The sequence below is a fragment of the Lysobacter sp. Soil_C_15 genome (genome assembly GCF_057657315.1).
On sequence record NZ_JBDGIR010000001.1, the window covers coordinates 416,291 to 436,177 of the forward strand.

The following is a 19,887-nucleotide window of genomic DNA, read 5'->3' on the forward strand; positions in this document are numbered from 1 at the left end:
ATTAGCACTACGTCGCGATACTGCAGTCGGCCGCGCGCGCAATCGTGACAAATATCACATCGATCTGTCGGCCGAGTAGGCGCGCGTCCTGGCGCTCGGCAAAAAACAAGAGCGAAGCGTTCGGTCGATAGGCTCTGAGGCCGCTAGCACAACAGGCGCGCCGCCTCGCGCGCACTGGCGGCTTCCTCGGCCAACCATTCGCGGAAACGGGCGATCTTGGGCTGGTGCTGGCGCGCGGACGGACTGACGAACCAGAACGCGCGGCCGTCGCCGGCCGCGCGCTCGTGCGCCGGTACCAGCCGGCCGGCATCGATTTCCTGGCGGAACAGGATCGGCGAACCGATCGCGATGCCCTGCCCGGCCACCGCAGCGGAGATGTCCAGGTATTCGGCCGGCAATTGCATCGCGAAGCTGCCCGCCGGCAGGTTGCGCTCGCAGCCCACCGCCGCGAACCACAGCGTCCACCAATCGCGCCGGCCGATCAGCGGCACGTCCAGCGCCTGCGCGGGATCGGTCAGGCCGCGCGCCGCGTCGGCCAGCGCCGGCGCGCACAGCGGCACGAACACGCTCGGGAACAGGGCGGTGGCCTGCAGCCCGGGCCAGTCGCCATGGCCGTTGCGGATCGCCGCATCGAAGCGGCCGCCGGCCAGGTCCTCGGCCTCGACCGACAGGTCCAGCTCCAGTTGCAGCTCAGGATGGCGTTGGCGGAACCGGCCGAGCCGCGGCATCAGCCAGCTCGTGCCCAGCGTCGGCAGGGTGGTCAGCGACAGATGCGCGCGGTCGGCGTCGGCGGCGCGGACGAAGCTGGCGCGCAAGGCGGCGAAGGCGCCGATCGCTTCGCGGGCGACGATCTCGCCGGGCACGGTCAGGCTGACCCGGTTGGCGCTGCGCACGAACAGGGGCATGCCCAGCTGCGTCTCCAGCCGGCGCACGTGGTAGCTGACCGATGCGGCGGTGGTGTCCAACTCGTCGGCCGCCTTGGCGAAGCTGCCCAGCCGCGCCGCGGCCTCGAAGGCGCGGATCGCGGACAGGGACGGGAAGCGGCCGGCGCCGAGCATAAGTGTGGCTTAGCCTGCGCAGCGGAACTTGCGTTGTCAACGCGGCGCGGCGCTGCCGATGATCGGCGCATTCCCCTTCAGGATCCACGCCATGGCCTTTCTGCGCACCCGTCGCGCTCTGCTGGCCGCCGTCGCCGGCGCAGGCGCTGCCGCCGCCACCGGCCTGCCGCTGTTCGCGCGCACCGCCCACCCGGCCCATCCGGCCCGGCCGACCTCCGGCGGCGACCCGGCGCAGGACTGGGCCTGGCTGATCGGCAACTGGGACGTGCGCCATCGCCGGCTCAAGGAGCGGCTGACCGGCAGCGAGGACTGGGAGGAATTCGCCGGCACCAGCATGTTCCGGCCGATGCTGGACGGCTTGGCCAACATCGACGACAACATCGTCGGCCTGCCGTCCGGCAGCTACCGCGGCCTGTCGTTGCGCGCCTTCGATCGCGCCAGCGGGCAGTGGTCAATCTGGTGGCTGGACGCGCGCCGCCCCGACCGCATCGACCCGCCGGTGCGCGGCGCGTTCGCCGGCGACGTCGGCACCTTCTTCGGCCGCGACACCCTGCGCGGCCGGCCAATCCTGATGCGCTTCCGCTGGCGCGACGTGCGCGGCGCGCGGCCGTGGTGGGAGCAGGCGTTCTCGCCCGACGACGGCGCCAGTTGGGAGGTCAATTGGCGCAACTGGTTCACCCGCACCGCGGCCGAGCCCTCGCCGCTGCCCAGGCTCGCCGATGCGCCGAAGGATTTCGATTTCCTGGTCGGGCGCTGGAAAGTCGCCCATCGCCGCTTGCGCCAGCGCCTGGCCGGCAGCGGCGACTGGGACGAATTCGGCGGCCGTTTCGAGAACCTGCCGGTGCTCGGCGGCTACGGCAACATCGGCGACAATCTGATGGAGTTCCCCAGCGGCACCGTGCGCGGCATCGGCCTGCGCGCCTACGATGCGCAGCGCCGGCGCTGGTCGAGCTGGTGGCTGGACGGCCGCGAACCGACCACGATCCAGCCGCCGGTGCTCGGCGGCTTCAGCGACGGCATCGGCACCTTCATCGGCGACGACAGCCTCGACGGCCGTCCGATCCGGACCCGGGTGATCTGGTCGCGCATCACCGCGCGCTCGGCGCGCTGGGAACAGGCATGCTCCGACGACGGCGGACGCAGCTGGGAGACCAACTGGATCAGCGACTTCGAACGTCTGGCCTGAGCGGCCGACGCGGCCCGCGTCGCTGCGCCGTCGCGATCGCCGCCGGCGACAGGGTTCGCGCGTCGGCCGCGCCGGCACAGGCGAGCCCCGGGACGGCCGGGGCTCGAAGCAAGCGGTGCGCGATCAGCGTTGCTTCTGATCCGGCTCGCGCTCCCCCTGGGCCTGCTTCTGGTGTTGCCGTTGATCCTGGCTCGGCTGCCCCTGCTGGTTGCGGCCCTGTTGGTTGTGCTCCTGCTGGCCCTTGGCTTGCTGCTTCTGTCCCTGTTGGTTTTGCCCTTGCCGGTTCTTGTCTTGCGGGTTGTTGGCCATGTTGGCTTCTCCGGTGCTACGCCGAGTCGCGATGACGTCGGTCGTGCGGTCCACGCTGCGTTCGCCGGCGTTACCGGCCCGTGGGCATCGGCAGGGCGCTGCCTCACGGCAAACCAACGCCCGCATCGCCGATCGCATCCGCGGGGCTGTGGACGGGAAGAAATTTCAGACAGCCCGCGCTCGCGCGCCTGCGCCATTGCGCGACCGCGCAACAAATGCCGGACATACGCCTTAACGATTCAGGATCGGGTGCGCAGCGCCGACGGATGGCAGCGCGCAGCGCCCGCAGATCGCGGCCGAATCAGGCCGCGCCGAGTTCGCCCAGCCGCTCGGAAACACGTTCCAGGTCCTGCTCGACCCGGTCGATCCCCTGCCACGGATGCCGGCGCAGGCGCTTGACCCGCGCCACCGCCGAGACGATGTCGAAGGCGTGTCCGCTCTTGACCTTGCCCAGTTCCTCCCAGCGCAGCGGCATCGCCACCGGCGCGCCTTCGCGCGCGCGCAGCGAGAACGAGGCCACGCTGGTCGCGCCGCGGCCGTTGCGCAGGTAGTCGACGAAGATCCGCTTGTTGCGGAACTTCTTGCTCGAAGTGGCGACGAATTTCAGCGGCTCCATCGCCGCCAGGGTGTCGGCGAAGCCGTGCGCGAAGGGCTTGATCAGGCTCCAGTCGCAGCCCGGCCTGACCGGCACCACCACGTGCAGGCCCTTGCCGCCGGAGGTGCGCACGAACGACTGCAGCCGCAAGGACGCCAGCAGCTTGCGGATCTGCCGCGCCGCATCGACCACCTCGCTCCAGGCCACGCCCGGTCCCGGGTCGAGATCGAACACGATCCGGTTGGCGCGATCGGGCCGCTCGGCGGTCGAGCCCCAGGGATGGAATTCGAGCGCGTTGAACTGGACCAGCTCCATCAGCCCGCGCGCATCGCGCACCACCAGGTAGTCGGCGTGGTTGCCGGCTTCTTCCTTGAGCTTGACCCGGTCGACGCGCTCCAGTCCGGCGGTGTGGTGCTTCTGGAAAAAACACGGCCGGCCGACGCCCTGGGTGCAACGGACGATCGACAGCGGCCGGTCGACGATCTCCGGCAACAGCCAGTCCATCATCGCCAGGTAGTAATCGGCGACGTCCTGCTTGGTCGCGCCGATATCGGCATACACCACCCGGTTCGGGCTGGACACCTGGAAGCCGGACAGATCGTCGTCGCCCGGCGGCGGCCTGCGCTTTGGGGCGGCTGCGGAGGTGGATTTGGCCTTGGACGTGGCCTGGGATTCTGACTTCGACTTGGCCGACGCCCTGGCTGCGGATACGCGCTTGGCCGATGCCGTCGCACGGTCCGAGTCGAGCAGATCGGCCGGCGCCTTGTCCGGCCGCACGGCCTTCAACGAGGGTTGGCGCAGCAGCCCGTGCGAGCCCAGGCCGCGGTAGAACACCTCGACCACCGCGGCCGGCTCGAACCAGCGCGCGCTGCGCAGATCGGTGTCGTGCGGCGGTACGTGCACGGTCGGCGCCTTGCGCCCCCCCTGCAGGCGCGCCGAGACCTGGGCGATCAGTTCGTCGGAGAAACCCGAACCGACCTTGCCGGCGTAGATCCAACCGCGCTCGGGGTGCGGACGCGCCAGCAACAGCGAGCCGAAGCCCTGGCGCGAGCCTTTCGGCGCGGTGTAGCCGACCACCGCGAACTCGTCGCTGGCCAGGCTCTTGGTCTTGCGCCAATCGTCGCTGCGCCCGGCGCTGTAGGGCCGGTCGGCGCGCTTGGAGATCACGCCCTCGAAGTCGCGCGCGACCGCCAGCCGGTAGGCCTCGTCGCCGTCGCCCTGGATATGCGAGCTGTAGCGCAGATGGCCGTGCGCGCCTTCCAGGATGCGTTCGAGCAGCCGCTTGCGCTCGATCAGCGGCGCGCCGGTCAGGTCCCAGCCGTCCAGGTGCAGCAGATCGAACAGCGCCAGCGACAAGGCGCCCTGCTTCTCGCCCGACAAGGTCGCCTGGAGCAGGTTGAAATCGGCTTTGGCGCCGCCGCCGGCGATCAACTCGCCGTCCAGCGCGGCGGACTTCAGGCCCAGCGCGGCGACCGCCGCGGCGATCTCCGGGAGCTTGTCGGTCCACTCCAGCGCGTTGCGCGACCACAGCCGCACCTTGCCCTTGGCCACCGCGACGCCGATCCGATAGCCGTCCCACTTCAGTTCGTGCAGCCATTGCTCGCCGCGCGGCGGTTCCCGGCCCAGCGTGGCCAATTGCAATGCGAAGGCTTCGCCGCTCAAGCTCGCCGCTCGCGCGCCCGGCAGTTTCTTCGCTTGCGCTGCCCAGTTGCGCCGCGCCGCCTTCGCCACCGGCACTTCGCTCAGCCGCCGCTTGCGCGGTTTTCCGGCCCCGGAGCGCTTGAGGTCCGCGGCCGGCGGCGGGGTCACGTCGGCGAGCAGGTCGTCGGCCTCGACCTTGCCGGCGTACTCGTCCTGGTCCTTGAACAGCAGCCATTGCGGCTGCCGGGCCGCCTTGCCCGAACGCACCAAGTGCCAACCGCCCTTGAGCTTGCGGCCGAACAACTCGAAACGCAGGTGGCCCTTGGCCAATTGCGCCTCCGGGTCGCCGTCGCTGGCCCACACCCCGGCATCGAACTGGGCGACGTGGCCGCCGCCGTAATGCCCCTGCGGGATATGGCCTTCGAACCCGGCGTAATCGACCGGATGGTCTTCGACCTCGACCGCCATGCGCTTGACCGCCGGATCGTAGGACGGCCCCTTCGGCACCGCCCAGCTCTTGAGCGCATCGCCGATCTGCAGGCGAAAGTCGTAGTGGCGGCGGCTGGCGTGGTGCAACTGGACCACGAAGATCGCGCGCTTGCCCTTGGGCAGGCGCTTGCCCGGCTCCGGCTCGCGGGTGCCGGCGAAGTCGCGCTTGCGGCGGTACTCGACCAGGCTCATTGCGGGTGTGGCCGGGCGCCGCCGGACGCGGCGGCCTGGCGATTCGCGCGGGCGTTGTGGAGACGCAGATGCGGGACGGTCATGGTGCGGCTCCTCGCCGCCGGACGGTTGGTTGCCACGCTGGCGGGAATGGCGTTAGCGAGGCGCGAAGGCCGCACGCCGGCCTGAGCGGCGCGGACTGTGGGCCAGTGCGCGGCTTTGCACTGAACGGTTCACGGACCTGCAGTTTTTTCATCCTCCCCACAGCCCCCGACGCGCGCCAAGCCCAGCGCGGCGGCATCCCGCACCACGGCACGGTACTTGCGTACTCGTCCAGCGAGGCGTGCACCCGGAGATCCGGCCGGGCGCGCGAACCGGTGGACGGACACGGCGTTTCGCGGCAGGCTGATTTTCCCCTGGCGACAGCGCCGAACGAGCCATGACCTCTTTGGACATCCCCGCGCCCGCCACTGAGGCCGCCATGCTGCTGCACCAGCCCCGCCAGCTCGAACTGCTCATCGCCGGGGTCGTGGACTACGCGATCTACATGCTCGATCCGCGCGGCCGGATCGCAAGTTGGAATCCCGGCGGCGTTCGCATCAAGGGCTATCAGTCCGAGGAGGTCATCGGCCGCCACTTCTCGATGTTCTACACGCCGCAGGACAACGCCGCCGGAGTGCCGGAAGGCGCCTTGGCGCGGGCGCGCGACACCGGCCGGTTCGAGGCCGAAGGCTGGCGCGTGCGCAAGGACGGCACCCGGTTCTGGGCCCACGTGGTGATCGACGCGATCCGCGAGAACGGCGAACTGATCGGTTTCGCCAAGGTCACCCGCGACATCACCGAACGCAAGCAGGCCGAGCGCGAGCTCGAAGAAGCGCGCTCGGCGCTGCTGCAGTCGCAGAAACTCGAAGCGGTCGGTCAGCTGACCTACGGCCTGGCGCACGACTTCAACAATCTGCTAACCGTCGCGCTCAACAGCCTGGAGCGGATGAAGAACGTGCGCGGCGACGCGGGGAAATTCGACCGCGCCGCCGGAACCGCACGGCGCGCCCTCGACCGCGGCACTCGCCTGACCAGGCAGTTGTTGGCGTTCTCGCGCGGCCAGACCCTGCGACCGAAGGCGGTCGACGTGAACGCCCTGATCCGCGACGCCGAAGTGCTGCTGGCGCGGGTCTGCGACGAACGGGTCCAACTGCTGTTCGAATTGCACAGCCCCCAGGCCACGATCCAGGTCGATCCGACCCAGTTGGAAGCGGCACTGCTGAATCTGGTCATCAACGCCCGCGACGCGATCGACGCCGAAGGCGGCAGCGTCCGCATCGGTACCCGCACCGCCGGCGACGCGTTGATCGTCTCGGTCGCCGACGACGGGCACGGCATGCCGACCGAAGTGGCCAAGCGCGCCACCGAACCGTTCTTCACCACCAAGGAGATCGGCAGCGGCACCGGACTGGGACTGAGCCAGGTGTATGGCTTCGTCCGCCAGTCCGGCGGCACCTTCGAGTTGCAGTCCGCGCCCGGCAACGGCACCACGGTGCTGATGCATTTCCCTTTGACCGCCAGCGCCGCCCCCGAAGACCGCATCTCGGTGCTGCTGGTCGACGACGACGAAAACATCCTCGACGTGGTCCAGGACAGCCTGGCCGACGCCGGCTATGCGGTCACGGTAGCCAAGAGCGGCAAGCAAGCGCTGCAGATCCTCGATACCGACGCCCAGATCGATATCGTTTTCAGCGACGTGTCCATGCCCGGCGGCGTCTCCGGCATCGATCTGGCGAGCCGGCTGCAGGAACTGCGTCCGCAGGTGCGGGTAATCCTGACCTCCGGCTACTCGCCGAACTGGCTGCCGGAAATGCCGCCGAACTGCGAGTTCATGCCCAAGCCCTACGAGCTGTCGGACCTGGACCGGAAACTGAAACGGCTGCGTCGGCGACGCGCCTGAGGCGGTCGATCGGACTCGGCGCACACCACGCCGCCAGCAGCGCCGGCCGCCGCACATGCAGGGACGCGCGGGCAGCGCGGGCGGCGAAGTAGCGCAAGGTACCGATCTGCATGGGTGGGCGCATGCAGCCGCCCGGCCGCTCAACCGCCGCTTTCGAACAGCCCCAGGCAAGCTCCGAAGGCGTCCATGACCCGCATGCAGGCGAAGTTGTCGCCCAGGCCGAACCAGTTGCAGCCGACCCAGCCGAGCGGAACGCACAGGACCGCGACCCGCTTTCGCGCCGCCTGCACCAGCAGATCGACGCCGAAGCCGAGCATCAGCAGTACGCAGATCGTTCCCAGCAGCAGAGCGATGCCCAGGCCGGTATCGCCGCGGCGCTGCTGAGCCTGGGCATGCTCGAACGCGCTCAAGGCGTAGCAGTACAGGCCGACGAACGGGGCGACGGCAAGGCCCAGGCGCAGCGCCACGGCCATCAACGGTCGGCGGAATCTTGCCGCGCGCGTAACGACGGCATTCATGACGGCCCTTGTGGATTCGGCCGCGCGGCGGATCGCGCGACGGGCGACAAGCCTCGTGCCGGCCGTTCGCGCCGGCGTGCGACCTTATCAGATCGTGGCCGCCCCAAGGCGGCGCGACCCGCCGACCGGCGCATCGCCCCGGACCGGTCGGCCGCGCCGCGATCGTGCTGTCCGCCACTCGGATGATCCCGTTCGCCCCAGGCGGATTGATCGCCCGCGCCGGCTCGCCTAGGCTCGATCCGACGACCGCCACGATCCATCGCCGGGTCGCCGCCAACCGACGCAGCCAAGGACGACGCCATGCGCCCACGCAAACCCACTCAGATACGCATCGCGGTCGGCTTGTTCTACCTGGCGCTGCTGCTGTCGCTGGCGAAACCCTTCATCGAGCCCTGGGCCTGGCTGCGCCCGCCGATGATCGCGATCGTCGGCTCCGCGGTCGCCGCCTTGCTGACCGTGTTCCTGATCGAGTTCGTCTCGATCGGCCGCAACTGGGCCCGCATCACCTACCTGGTCCTGACCCTGCTGTCGCTGCCGATCACCGCCCTGGCGCTGAAAGCCGAACTGTCGGCCCCGCACATCGGCACGGCCTCGATCGCGGTGCAGTTGCTCGCCCACGCCGTCGGCCTGTGCCTGCTGTTCACCGCGCCGGGCAAGGCCTGGTTCGCGCCGCGCGGCTGAGCCGCGTCCGCCCGAACCCTGCAGCCGTGACCGGCCCCGATGCATCCAGAACCGGCTGCGCCAAGTCCTGAGTCACCGCCAATTGTTCAGATAGAAATAGAACTCCAGGGTCTTGCCGCCTCCCTGGAGTTCGTACCGATCGCAACGCGGCGGTTCCGTGTCGGCACGATAGGCGCATTCGACCTGCTCGCGCATGACGACCTGCATGTCATCGGACGCGTGTTCGGATATCCAGTATTCCTGAAGACTGGTCCGGTACTCGCTATCGGACCGTTTCATCTTGCGCCCCAACACGGTGATGACGACCGGCGACTCCGAGGTCGCATGGGCCTCGGAGAAATGGAACTCCGGCCCTTCTTGTCCGCGCAGCTGAACGGAGAGCTCCGGATGGGGAGTACTTTGCTCGGCCGCGACCGGCATGGGCGCAAACAAAGCAGCCATCGATGCGACGGAGACTACGATGCCGGATCTCAAGAAATCCATTCTTCGTCCTTTTCCTGCGGGCTGGAAGCGCACGGCCGTCATGATACGACTGCCGCATTTCATCTGCGCTCGGACGATGACGCCGACAAGAAAACACGCCCTCTAGACGGGATGGTCATCCTGCATCTGGATGCCCTTCGAGCGCAGCCTTCAATTCGGCCGGCAGCGCCACGGGACGCCGGGTCTCGGGCGACACGGCAACCTGGCTGAGCGCGCCGCGGAACGTGGCCTGGCCCTCGGCGTTGCGGGCCAGCACCGACAACGCGAACGAATGCTCGCCGATCCTATCGACCGCGACCTCGATCTCGATGGTCTCGTCCCAGGTCATGGGATGCAGGAACTCGATCGACAACGCCCGCGCGGGCGGCAGGATGCCCATGGCGAAGATCCGCCGCTCGGCGGGGCCGGCCAGCGCATGCGACAGGAAGGCCAGCCCCGCCTCGACCACGAAATGGGCGATGCGCGGCGTGTAGACCACGCCGCCCGGGTCGCAGTCGCCGAACTGGATGACTCGCGAAATCCGAAACGGCATGGCCCGCTCCGCGCTTGGGTGGAGCGAGCATACGCCGGCCGGCGATGGTCCGGCGGAGATCCGCACTAGGGACTGGGACGCAGGTTCCGCTTGAAGAAATCGACATAGCCGGCGAAGGCCGCGCCCGGATCGCCCTCATAGCGCGAGTCGGCGTCGAACGTGCAGCGCGCGCTGTTGCCGAACGCCTGCAAGTAGGCCTGGCACAGCGCCGGGCCGAAGTCCGGGTAGTGGACCGGGTCGCGCTGGGCGATCTCCTCCAGGGTCAATAGCCGGCCGACCTCGGGGCTGTCGTAGATCAAGCGCACCGGCGGGTCCGGCGTCGGGCCGGCATCGACGCTGCCGATCGCGCTGCCGAACTGGGCGTGCTTGGGGTTCTTCCGGTTGAACAGGTACACGAATCGCGGCCGGTCGGCCGGCACGATGAAGCGGTCGGCGAACTCGGCGCCGGAATAGGTCGTCTGCGCGTTCACCGCATAGACCGCGTTGACCCGGGTCGACTGGCGCGCGACCGGATCGGCGCTGTCCGGATCGCGCATATCGTCCTGTAGCGCGGTCCACACCGCCAGGGTGCCGCGCGACTGGCCGACCAGGAATACGTTGCGCTTGTCGATGTTCAGCGCCTGCGCGTTGGCGCGGATGAACTGCAGCGCATAGGCGATATCGTAGTGCGGCACGCGTGGGTCGGTGCCGCTGTTGGCCTCGGCCTGGTTGGTCACCGGATGGCGGAACTCGAGCGAGGCGAACGAAAAGCCCGCCCGCAGCGCCGGCGCCACCAGGGCCTGGTACATCGGCGAAGCATCGGACAGGGTCTTGCTCATCCCATTCGGATGCGCCCAGACGATCAGCGGCGTCGGCGTCGTCGACGGCGCGCGGTAGAAATCGAATTGCTGCTGCAACTGGCGTCCGCCCAAGGTCGGCTCCGGCCAGGTCTGCGCGCCGTAGCACAGGTCCGGCCCCTGCGCGCCCATCGGCAACGGCGTCGGCGTGCAGGCGCCGGCTTCGCCGGCGAACAGGACCAGGGCCGCGGCGGCGCCCAGCAGGCCGGCGCGCAGGCCGCGCATTTTTCGGTACTCGTTCTCGTTCGAGGGCTGCATCATCGTTCGGCTCCGTGTGTTGTCGTCGTAGCGCGGCGCCGCATCGGCCGTCCCGCGGCCGACACAGCGATTCGCTCGGCGCCGCACGACCGGCCGCGCTATCGCGGCCGGCCGTGCGGCAGTGCCGCCGGACGCTCCCCCATCCGGCGGCGTCTTGCAGGGCTCAGCCCGCGCTCAGCGCGCCGCCGCCGTGTCCGCGGCGCAACCGTCCCACCAGCACGGCACCGAGTCGCGATACGGCAGTACCGCGCTCCACTTCGGGCTGTCCGCCGCTGTCTTGAACAGGCTTTCGCGCAGGCCCCAGGCGCCGTACTTGCTGTAGGCGCCGGCGAAGTTGAACTGCACGAATACCTGGCCGTCGTTGGCCTGCCAGCGCTCCATCGTTTGCTCATAGGCCTGGCCCATGCGCGGATCGCGATTGGCGCGCAGCCACAATGCCTGCCACTTGGCCTGGAACTCGGCCTCCACCGCGGCGCAGTCCGGCGGATCCTTGATCTTGCACTTGTACGGGCTGCCGTTGATCAGATGCTGGCCGCCCTCGTAGGCGTAGATCGGCTTGGCGTGCGCACCGCGTGCGATGACGTCGCGATAGTTGCGCATCCAGATGCCGGACTGGGCCAGAGCGCCGCCGACCGCATCGGGCTGATGCCCAGCGGCGATGTCGCTCAGCGGCGTCTTGGCCAGCGGCTGGCCGTTCTTGTCCCGGGCGAGGATCTCTTCGAACAACTTGTCCAGGCCGCCGTCGCTCTGGGTGAACCAAGTCTTGACGATGCGGTCGCGGTAAGCGTGCTCGGACATGTAGACGCCGAAATAGGGCGCGATCGCCACCGCATCGAAGCTGGCGGCGCAGGGCTTGCCCAGGATCGGCGCCGCCTTCGGACACGGCAGCAGCACGTGTTCGGCGGTCCAGGTCGTCGCCGCCTGCGCATTCACCACGCATTCCACTCGCCCCGCCTCGGCGCCAAACTCGGCCTTGACCAGATCGCACAGCTGCGCGGCGCGCATCGCGTGCCAGTTCTGCTGCCAGTCGTAAGGCGTGGTGTTCGGATCGTCGTCCGCTTCCGGATCGCCCCACAGGCCGACCGACTGGTCGTACTGCCACTTGTAGTTGTCCCAGAAGCCGCCGTTCCAGGGTTCGTTGGTGTATTCGAGGATCAGCTTGGCCTTGGGGTTCAACGAGGCCTTGGCGACGCGCGCGAAGCGCTGCGCGTAATCGTCGTTGGCCCGGGTCGGCAGGTTGATCCAGGCGTCGGCCTTCAGCGTGTTGGCCAGGTCGAACATCATCCCGACCGGCACCCCAAAGGGGCCGGTCCAGGTGGCGTCGGTCTTCAGCGGACGGTCGGCCCAATCGGCGAGCCTGGAACTGTTGGTCCGGCCCCAGTCCATGAAGCGCAGCGTGCGCATGCCGCTGAGATCGGCCAGGAAGGTCGGGAACCAGGTCTGGGTCTTGGACAAGGTCTCCAGGGAGATGTAATCGCCGCTGCAACTGGACGCAGCCGGCACGTAGACGTTCTTGGCCGCAGCGCAGACGCCGCCCGGCGGGATCACCCGGATGTTGCGGATGTGGTCGCCGGCGGTGGTCTGCTTGATCTTCAGCAGAAAGCCGCCGCCTTCGTCCTGGCCCGAGTTGCTCACCCGCACCAGGTCGCGACCCTTGGACGCCGACACCAGCGAGCCGATGCCGTCGTATTCGATCGCGCCGCTGCCGTCGTACAGCACGGTGTAGACGCCGGCCGGATGATCGCCGCGATCGCCCTGGAACATGTCCGCCACCACGTAGCGGTAGCGCACGTTGCCGTCGCCCGCGGCCGGAAGGCTCTTCACCCAGCCGTTCTCGTCCAGGTCCAGTTGCGCCTCTTCGCCGGTGTCCCAGACCCCGTCCTTGGAGGTGATCCAGGGGCTGGCGCGCTTGAACTGGTCGATGGTCGGGAAATCGTTCGACCAGTAATCGAACCCGGACAGGTTCACCCCCATGCCGCCGTAATGCCTTTGTCCCGGCAACGCCGCGGCAAGAGCTGCGACGTGCGCGGGGTCGCGCGGGCTCACTACGGCCGGCGCGGCCTGCGACGGCGCGCTCGCGCTTTCGCCCGGGACATCGCCAACGCTACCGCCGCTGCAAGCCTGCAGGGCGCCGGTCATCGCCACCAGGCACAGCCACTGCGGCCCCGGCATCCGCGCTGCGGATGCGATGCGGGACTTCGACTTCGACATGTCTTCTTCTCCATAAGAATGAGTGGAAGCGGGAGAGCTTCCGACGGCCGCCCGCGTACGCGGATCGCTCCGATCAAACGCGCAGGCGGTTTCGCGCAGCCGCGCATCGATGCGACACCGCTGGGCGACGCGCCGCGAGCTTACGGCAGCCGCGGACGCATCGGCGCGGCCGGATGCGTCTTCGACAGCGCGGATGTTCGGAGCTGGGAGCGAGCGCCCGGTCGCCGGCTACGGTCGGCATGGCCGGTGTCGCAATGTCGCGCATGCGGCGTGCGCGTACTGCATGCCGGCAAAGCACCGTGCGCTTCCGTTCGTCGCGATCGGACGCCCGTTCGTCGCGGCAGCGAAATTTCCCGGCGTCGCTGTCAACCCGATCGCGGGTAGGGCGTTCTTGCCGAAGTCGGACGGACCCGCGCGCGCATCGTCGCTTGCGGACGGTTCGCCGCGCAGCCCCGTCGAGGCGCGGCGGATTTCGGTATTCCGCTGCCGCATGCAAGGACTCCCCCTGCGCTCGACCCAGAACAGAACGATCAGACAAGGACGCACCCATGAAGCTCGAGCCGACGCCGCCTCCTAGCGCAAGCACCGCTCCGGGCGGAGCGATGGATATCGCAATCCCGCATCGATTCCGCTCGGCGCCGCCGCCGATACACCGAGGCCGCATGCCCGACGCCGGGCACGACTACGGCGGTTGCGGCGCGATGCCGCGCCCCAGGCTTCAACCGGCCTAGTTTCGGCCGGCGCACGGCTGCGCCGCGCTCGTTTCGGCCGGGCCGAACGGCCGCCGCCGGTCGCGCCCGGCGCAGGCCGGCGGCGGCAGCGCGATCCAGACGACGTTCGAATCCGGCTCAGTACCGCCGGCGGACCGGCCGTGCGCGATCGCCCCGCGCCGGCATCGCCGGACCCTTCAACCACCGTCCTGTCTCCCCTCCGAGCCCCTCATGTCCCCCGCCCACATACGCGAAGGCATCGGTACGCGCCGCTCCCGCATCCTGCGCACCGCGCTCGAGTGCTTCCTGAATTTCGGCTACCAGAAGACCTCGATCGAAGATATCGCCCGACGATCCGGCCTGGCGCGCACCTTGGTCTATCGGATCTTCCGCAACAAAGAGGACGTGTTCTCCGCCGTATTCGAACAGTGGCTGGCATCGCGCCATCCGGCCGCACGGACGATCGCCGTATCCAAGCAAACCGCTTGCGAGCGCCTGAGCGCGGTGATCGAACTGCTGGTGATCGCCCCCTGGCGGGAGATGGCCGGCGCGCCGATGGCCGGGCAGTACTATGAAGTCTGCCGCCGGCTGATTCCGGAACATCTGGACAATCACCGCCAAGCCCTGCGTCGCTGTACCGAGTCGGTGCTGGGCGACGAGTTGGCCGCCGAAGTCTTCCTGCTCGCGCTGGACGGCCTGCTCGCCAGCGAACCGTCCGCGGAAGCGCTCCGGCAGCGGGTGGCGCTGCTGATCGATCGCTTCGCACCGCCTCCCGCGCCCCGTTTCGGCCTGCCCAGCGTCGCGCCGGAGCGGCTGGCCGGCGCGTCCCGGCCCTACCGGCCCGGCCTTTCGCCATCGCTGTATCGACCCTAGCCCATCGCCGCCCATCGTCCGCGCCGGACGCCGTCGTTGCCGCGACGCCGGGCACGCGACACCACATAGAGGGGAACTCCATGTCCTTGCAACGCATACGCATCCGAGCGCCGGGCTATGCCGCCCTGGCGCTGCTGACATTCGCCTTGAGCGCTTGCGACAGGCCCGCTCCCGGCGCTGCGACCGCGCCGATGGCGCGCGCACCGCAGTCCGTTCGCACTGCCGCCCGGGCGGTATCCGACGCCGCGCCGATGGCGGTCGAATCCGATGCCGCGGCCGCGCGCTTCCTGGCCCAGGCCACCTTCGGCCCGACCTTGGACGAGATCGCCCACCTGCGCCGGCTCGGCAGCTACGAGCGCTGGATCGACGAGCAGTTTGCGCTGCCGGCGTCCTCGCATGCGCAGTATCTGCATGCCTTGCAACCGGACCCGCCCGACACCGGCATCGACGACGACCAGCGCCTGGAAGGCTGGCTGCAGATGGCGATCGGCGGCGCGGACGGGCTCACCCCGGGGCTGATCCATCGCGATCAGTTGCGCCAGCGGGTCGCCTTCGCGCTCAGCGAGATCCTGGTGATTTCGGCCGCCGGCATGCAGCAACGCGCCGGCTTCTCGACCAGCAGCTACTACGACGTGTTGGTCGAAGAGGGCTTGGGCAACTACCGCACCCTGCTGGAACGGGTGACCCTGCATCCGGCGATGGGCAAGTACCTGTCGATGCTCGGCAACGAGAAACCCGACCCGCTGCTCAACATCCGCCCCGACGAAAACTATGCGCGCGAGGTGATGCAGTTGTTCAGCGTCGGGCTGATCCGGCTGAACCCCAACGGCACGCCGCTGCGCGTCGACGGCAAGACCGTGCCGACCTACGGCCAGGACACGATCCAGGGCTTCGCCCACGTGTTCACCGGCTGGTCGTACCGCGGCTGCGTGCGCTTCCGCAATTGCAAGGCCAACCGCATCGATCCGGTGCGCGAGCAGCCGATGGCGGCGTATCCGGAGTTCCACGCCAGCGCGCAGTCCAAGCAACTGCTCAAGTACCCCGGCGTCGCCCTGCCCGACGGCGTACTGGCGGCCGGCGGCTCGCCCGAGAGCGACCTGCGCGCGGCCCTGGACAATATCTTCCACCACCCCAACCTCGGCCCCTTCATCGGCCGCCAGCTGATCCAGCGCCTGGTGACCAGCAACCCCAGCCGGCCCTACGTCGCCCGCGTCGCGGCCAAGTTCGACGACAACGGCGCCGGCGTGCGCGGCGACATGCAGGCGGTGGTCAAGGCCATCCTGCTCGACCCGGAGGCTCGCGCCGCGGTCGCGCCGGAACACTTCGGCAAAGTGCGCGAGCCGATGCTGCGCCTGACCCACCTGTGGCGGGCCATGGACGCGCGCAGCCGCAGCGGCCGCTACGTCGCGCGCAGCCCCGACTACTACCAGCGCAACCTCGGCCAGTATCCGCTCGGCTCGCCGTCGGTGTTCAACTTCTTCCGCCCCGACTTCATGCCGATGGGCGAAATGAGCGAGCTGCGCCTGGCCGCGCCGGAGCTGTCGCTGGCCAACGATTCGCTGATCCCGGCCACCAACAACCTGTGGTGGACCCTGCTGCGCTCGTACCACACCGGCAACCCCGACCAGCCCGACAGCGCGGTCCTGATGGACTACCGCCGCGACCTGCCGCTGGCGGCCGACCCCGGCGCCCTGCTCGACCGCTACGACCTGCTGTTCCTGTCCGGGCAGATGTCGCCGGCGATGCGCCAGGTGCTGCTGCGCCGACTCGAAGACACGCGCAACGACGACGGCGGCCTGGCCCGGGTGCAGCTGGCGCTGTACCTGATCCTCAACTCGCCCGAATACAACGTCCAAAAGTGAGGTCCGCCATGAATAGACGCACGTTCCTCGGCCAGTCGCTGCTGGCCGCCGTCGGCGCCGGCGCCGCCTATGCCGCCCCTTCGGGCCTGAACCTGCTCGGCACGGCGATCGACCGCTACGGCCCCGGCCAGTTCGACGACTACAAAGCGCTGGTGATGGTGTTCCTCCACGGCGGTAACGACGGCTTCAACACCGTGGTGCCGCTGGAAGGCGCCCACTACGACCGCTACGCCGCGGCCCGCGCGACCCTCGCCCTGCCGGCCTCGGCCTTGCTGCCGCTGGACGCGCTGCCGGGCGGCGGCGCGTCGGACGGCGCGCGCTACGGCCTGCAATCGGCACTGAGCGAAACCGACGAGATCGGCACCACCGGCCTGCAGCGGCTGTTCGGCCGCGGCGCCGCCGCCGTGCTGGCCAACGTCGGCACCCTGGTCCGGCCGACCGACAAGGACGCCTACCTCGGCAACCGGGTGCCGCTGCCGCCGCAGTTGTTCTCGCACTTCGACCAGGCCCAGTACTGGCAGATCTCGCGCAACGACGATAGCCGCCGACTCGGCTGGGGCGGCCGCATCGCCGATGCGATGGCTCCGGTCAACGGCGATACCGCGGTGCCGATGCTGATCTCGATCAATGCCGCCGCGACGCTGGCGCGCGCCGCCAGCCTCGACCAATACGTGCTGCACCAGACCGGCCCGCTGCTGATGACCCCGGCCAACGCCGACACCCGCCAGGCCATGCAGGACCTGGTCGCCCCGGACCTGCAGGCGCATGCGATGGAACGCAGCTACGCCGGCTCGTACCGGCGCGCGCGCGACGTCGGCCAGGCGGTGAGCGAAGCCCTGGCCAGCGTGGCCCCGCCGACCACGCCGTTTCCCGACACCGGCCTGGGCGGCGCGCTGCAGATGGTTGCGCACGCGATCGCCGCACGCAACGCGCTCGGCCACCGCCGGCAGATCTACTGCGTCTCCCTGGGCGGCTTCGACACCCACGACGACCAGTTGCTCGAACACCCGACCTTGCTGAGCACGCTGTCGCAGGCGCTGACCGCGTTCCACGAGGCCACGGTCGAACTCGACATCGACCGCGGCGTCACCGCCTTCACCGCCTCGGATTTCGGCCGCACCCTGTCGTCCAACGGCGACGGCTCCGACCACGGCTGGGGCTCGCACCACTTCGTCGTCGGCGGCGCCGTACGCGGCGGCCGCTACTACGGCCGCATGCCCGACCTCAGCGTCGACGGCCCCGACGACGGCGGCCAGGGCCGGATCATCCCCACCACTTCGGTCGACCAGTACGCCGCCACCCTGGCCCGCTGGTTCGGCCTGGGCGAAGACGACATCGACTCGATCCTGCCGAACCTGCGGAATTTTCCGGTGCGGGATTTGGGGTTTTTGGGGTGAATCCGTGTCGCGCTGCCACTATCCGGGTCGTCTTCATCCGGCCCGCTCGACCCGGCCGGCATCGACCGGGTCGTGCTTTGATTGCCTCGCAACCCTGCTCGAATGCTGCGCCCGGTGCGCGCCCCAAACCTCAGGTTTGCGGGACTATGCCGCGGATCCGCACCAGCGGCGCGAAGTAGGCATGGACCATGGCGAGCTCCTCCGCCACGTAGGCCTGCGAGACCTCCGGGAAAAAGCCGACGTTGGCGCGGAACCCGCCGGTCTTCGAGCCTGATCCGGACTTCTTCACCGTATAGGTGACCGTGCGCTCATCCGGGCTGATTCGAGGCGCGTACTTCGGCCGGAAATCCCTCCGGATCAATTGCAGCGGCGCCAGAAACCGGCTGCCGGCCGGAGCCGTCACCGACATGTGGCATAACCTGGTCTCGCCTCGATGCGAAACGCACTTTTTCGTGCTTACGATCAGGCATTGCGCCTGCCCGTACGCCGTCAACCGCTCGTTTCGCAGATTCGCGTAGACCTGACCAACCCGAGTGTTCAGATTCACAGCCGCCGGCTCCGGCCCGATCTCGGCGCTCTCCTTGCGCCACCTGGCCATCAGCGTAACCGCCAATGCATCCAGTTCCAGTTTCCGCTCTTGCATGCCGAACTCAGGGCGCAGCGGCGGATGCCCAAGGCAGGCCACAGCCGCCATTTTCGCCACCGGCGATTTATTTTCCGATCCGGCCACAGGCGTGACCGCGCTCGCAATCAAAACGGCGCTCAAAATCGATCTGAAGTTCATTTGGTCTCCCCTCTCTCTGGACTCGCACATCGGCGCACTTCACCGACGCGTAGTTGATAGAGCCGCGACCGGGGCGGAAGATACTTCCGAATGCGGCTTGACGTCGGGAGGGAACCATGGCAAGCGCCGCCATCGCGAAAGTTCTGGAACCGCTTTACGCCTCGATCGCGGAACCGGCGCGGCTGCCCGAGTTCTGCTCCCGCCTGGCCGACGCTACGGGCAGTCATGTCGGCGCGGTGATGACGCAGGACCTGCGCCTGCGGGGAGGCCGTCTCGACCTGGTGGTCGGCGGCGATGCGCAGGAAGCGGCGCGCTACGAGTTGGAGTTCGCGGCCGATAATCTCTGGCTGCAACGCGGCGCCCATCGCCTGGCGACCGGAGCCGTGCTGGACAGCGACGACTTCGTTCCGCGTCGCGAACTCCGTCTCAGCCGGTACTACAACGAGTACCTGCGGGCGCACGATGTCGAGCAGTCCGCCGCCTTGTGCGCGCACTTCGACGGCAAGAACGTGGTTACGGCCACCGTCTGCCGGTCCGGCAGGCTGCGCCCTTACAGCAAACACCACCTGGACGTCCTGCGGCAGGTCGCCCCGCATTGGGTCAACGCCTATGCCCTGTTGCGCCGGATCAAAGGTCTGGAACTGCGCATAGACTCACTGGAAAGCGCGGTGGACAGATTGCCCGCCGCCGTATTTCTACTCGACGCAACCGGCCGTCTGGTCCGCTGCAACGCCGCCGCGCAGCCACTGCTGAGCAGCGGGCGTCTGCGCAGCACGCCGACCGGCCTGGCCGCCACCGGGCGGGCCGCGGCCCCGTTCCACGCCCTGGTGCGAGCGGCAACGACCGGCATCCTGCACGACGGCCAACTGCAGCGACGCAGCGGCAACCTGGCCCTGCACGCAGCCGAAGGACCGGCCGGCTGGGTCGCGGCCATTCACCCATTGCCGAGCGCGTTGAGCGCCGACGATCGATCCGTCGCGATGCTGATCGTCCAGCCGAAAATCGCCTCGGACACCCCCTCGTTCCGCAGCCTGCTACGCAGCGCCTTCGACCTGACCGCGGCCGAAGCCGCGTTGGCGGCGGCGCTGTACCGGCATGCCGACTTGGCAGCCGCCGCCGAGGCCTGCGGCATCACCGTACCGACCGCGAAGACCCGCATCCAGGCCGTCTACGACAAGACCGGCGAACACGGACAAGCGGCCCTTATGCGCTTGCTGGCGGCGATCGCGATGTCGAGCGGCAATCTCTGACCGCTACCGATCGCATTCGACGGATTCGCCCGCAAGTGCCCCTCGGACGCCCCGTCGCGACAAACCAGCCCCGCGCCCACGGCTTACGTCCCATCCGCTTA

The 19,887-nt window shown here is 69.0% G+C and carries 16 protein-coding genes and 1 pseudogene; 8 read left to right on the forward strand and 9 right to left on the reverse strand.

Annotated elements, in window-relative coordinates; all coding sequences use genetic code 11:
- Positions 1–143: 143 nt before the first annotated feature.
- Positions 144–1,058, reverse strand: coding sequence for a LysR substrate-binding domain-containing protein (locus AC3A57_RS01890; protein WP_487577319.1), 915 nt, complete (start codon positions 1,056–1,058; stop codon positions 144–146).
- Between the two features lie 91 nt (positions 1,059–1,149).
- On the opposite strand from AC3A57_RS01890, the gene AC3A57_RS01895 reads away from it, so the two are divergent.
- The gene (locus tag AC3A57_RS01895; RefSeq protein WP_487577320.1) at positions 1,150–2,244 is read left to right on the forward strand and encodes a hypothetical protein; all 1,095 of its coding nucleotides are present in this window, start codon (positions 1,150–1,152) and stop codon (positions 2,242–2,244) included.
- Between the two features lie 123 nt (positions 2,245–2,367).
- Here the strand turns inward: AC3A57_RS01895 and AC3A57_RS01900 are convergent, their stop codons facing one another.
- Positions 2,368–2,607, reverse strand: a complete 240-nt coding sequence (locus tag AC3A57_RS01900) for a hypothetical protein (protein WP_487577321.1) — start codon at positions 2,605–2,607, stop codon at positions 2,368–2,370.
- Between the two features lie 247 nt (positions 2,608–2,854).
- Positions 2,855–5,470: a DNA ligase D gene (gene ligD, locus AC3A57_RS01905; RefSeq protein ID WP_487577322.1), complete on the reverse strand. Its 2,616-nt coding sequence runs from the start codon at positions 5,468–5,470 to the stop codon at positions 2,855–2,857.
- Between the two features lie 427 nt (positions 5,471–5,897).
- Between ligD and AC3A57_RS01910 the strand changes: the two are divergent.
- Both AC3A57_RS01910 and AC3A57_RS01915 read left to right on the forward strand, forming a co-directional pair.
- Positions 5,898–7,016: pseudogene (locus AC3A57_RS01910) on the forward strand (PAS domain S-box protein); the annotation flags it as partial.
- Positions 6,990–7,391, forward strand: coding sequence for a response regulator (locus tag AC3A57_RS01915; protein ID WP_487577701.1), 402 nt, complete (start codon positions 6,990–6,992; stop codon positions 7,389–7,391). The pseudogene AC3A57_RS01910 and the gene AC3A57_RS01915, both read left to right, overlap by 27 nt.
- A 140-nt stretch (positions 7,392–7,531) precedes the next feature.
- On the opposite strand, the gene AC3A57_RS01920 is transcribed toward AC3A57_RS01915, so the two are convergent.
- Positions 7,532–7,864, reverse strand: coding sequence for a hypothetical protein (locus tag AC3A57_RS01920; protein ID WP_487577323.1), 333 nt, complete (start codon positions 7,862–7,864; stop codon positions 7,532–7,534).
- 345 nt (positions 7,865–8,209) lie between these two features.
- Between AC3A57_RS01920 and AC3A57_RS01925 the strand changes: the two genes are divergently transcribed.
- On the forward strand, positions 8,210–8,590 hold the full coding sequence (locus tag AC3A57_RS01925) for a hypothetical protein (RefSeq protein WP_487577324.1): 381 nt from the start codon (positions 8,210–8,212) through the stop codon (positions 8,588–8,590).
- A gap of 72 nt (positions 8,591–8,662) precedes the next feature.
- Here the strand turns inward: AC3A57_RS01925 and AC3A57_RS01930 are convergent, their stop codons facing one another.
- From AC3A57_RS01930 to AC3A57_RS01945, 4 genes are all read right to left on the reverse strand, one after another.
- Complete coding sequence (locus tag AC3A57_RS01930; RefSeq protein WP_487577325.1) at positions 8,663–9,115, reverse strand: hypothetical protein; 453 nt, start codon at positions 9,113–9,115, stop codon at positions 8,663–8,665.
- A 73-nt stretch (positions 9,116–9,188) separates the two neighbouring features.
- The gene (locus tag AC3A57_RS01935) at positions 9,189–9,671 is read right to left on the reverse strand and encodes an acyl-CoA thioesterase (protein ID WP_487577326.1); all 483 of its coding nucleotides are present in this window, start codon (positions 9,669–9,671) and stop codon (positions 9,189–9,191) included.
- Entirely contained in the window at positions 9,671–10,702 is a 1,032-nt protein-coding gene (locus tag AC3A57_RS01940; protein ID WP_487577327.1) for a hypothetical protein, read from the reverse strand. The genes AC3A57_RS01935 and AC3A57_RS01940 overlap by 1 nt, the downstream gene beginning before the upstream one ends.
- Positions 10,703–10,873: 171 nt before the next feature.
- Positions 10,874–12,910, reverse strand: coding sequence for a hypothetical protein (locus AC3A57_RS01945; RefSeq protein WP_487577328.1), 2,037 nt, complete (start codon positions 12,908–12,910; stop codon positions 10,874–10,876).
- 941 nt (positions 12,911–13,851) lie between these two features.
- On the opposite strand from AC3A57_RS01945, the gene AC3A57_RS01950 reads away from it, so the two are divergent.
- The 3 genes from AC3A57_RS01950 to AC3A57_RS01960 all read left to right on the forward strand — a co-directional run bounded on the left by AC3A57_RS01950 (position 13,852) and on the right by AC3A57_RS01960 (position 17,752).
- Positions 13,852–14,493: a TetR/AcrR family transcriptional regulator gene (locus AC3A57_RS01950; RefSeq protein WP_487577329.1), complete on the forward strand. Its 642-nt coding sequence runs from the start codon at positions 13,852–13,854 to the stop codon at positions 14,491–14,493.
- 251 nt (positions 14,494–14,744) lie between these two features.
- The gene (locus AC3A57_RS01955) at positions 14,745–16,355 is read left to right on the forward strand and encodes a DUF1800 domain-containing protein (protein ID WP_487577330.1); all 1,611 of its coding nucleotides are present in this window, start codon (positions 14,745–14,747) and stop codon (positions 16,353–16,355) included.
- An 8-nt stretch (positions 16,356–16,363) separates the two neighbouring features.
- Positions 16,364–17,752, forward strand: a complete 1,389-nt coding sequence (locus tag AC3A57_RS01960) for a DUF1501 domain-containing protein (RefSeq protein ID WP_487577331.1) — start codon at positions 16,364–16,366, stop codon at positions 17,750–17,752.
- 130 nt (positions 17,753–17,882) lie between these two features.
- On the opposite strand, the gene AC3A57_RS01965 is transcribed toward AC3A57_RS01960, so the two are convergent.
- Positions 17,883–18,536 carry a hypothetical protein gene (locus tag AC3A57_RS01965; RefSeq protein ID WP_487577332.1) on the reverse strand — a complete coding sequence of 218 codons (654 nt, stop codon included), beginning with the start codon at positions 18,534–18,536 and terminating at the stop codon, positions 17,883–17,885.
- A gap of 116 nt (positions 18,537–18,652) precedes the next feature.
- Here AC3A57_RS01965 and AC3A57_RS01970 point away from each other — a divergent pair, with 116 nt between their 5' ends.
- Entirely contained in the window at positions 18,653–19,786 is a 1,134-nt protein-coding gene (locus AC3A57_RS01970) for a hypothetical protein (RefSeq protein ID WP_487577333.1), read from the forward strand.
- Positions 19,787–19,887: the final 101 nt, after the last annotated feature.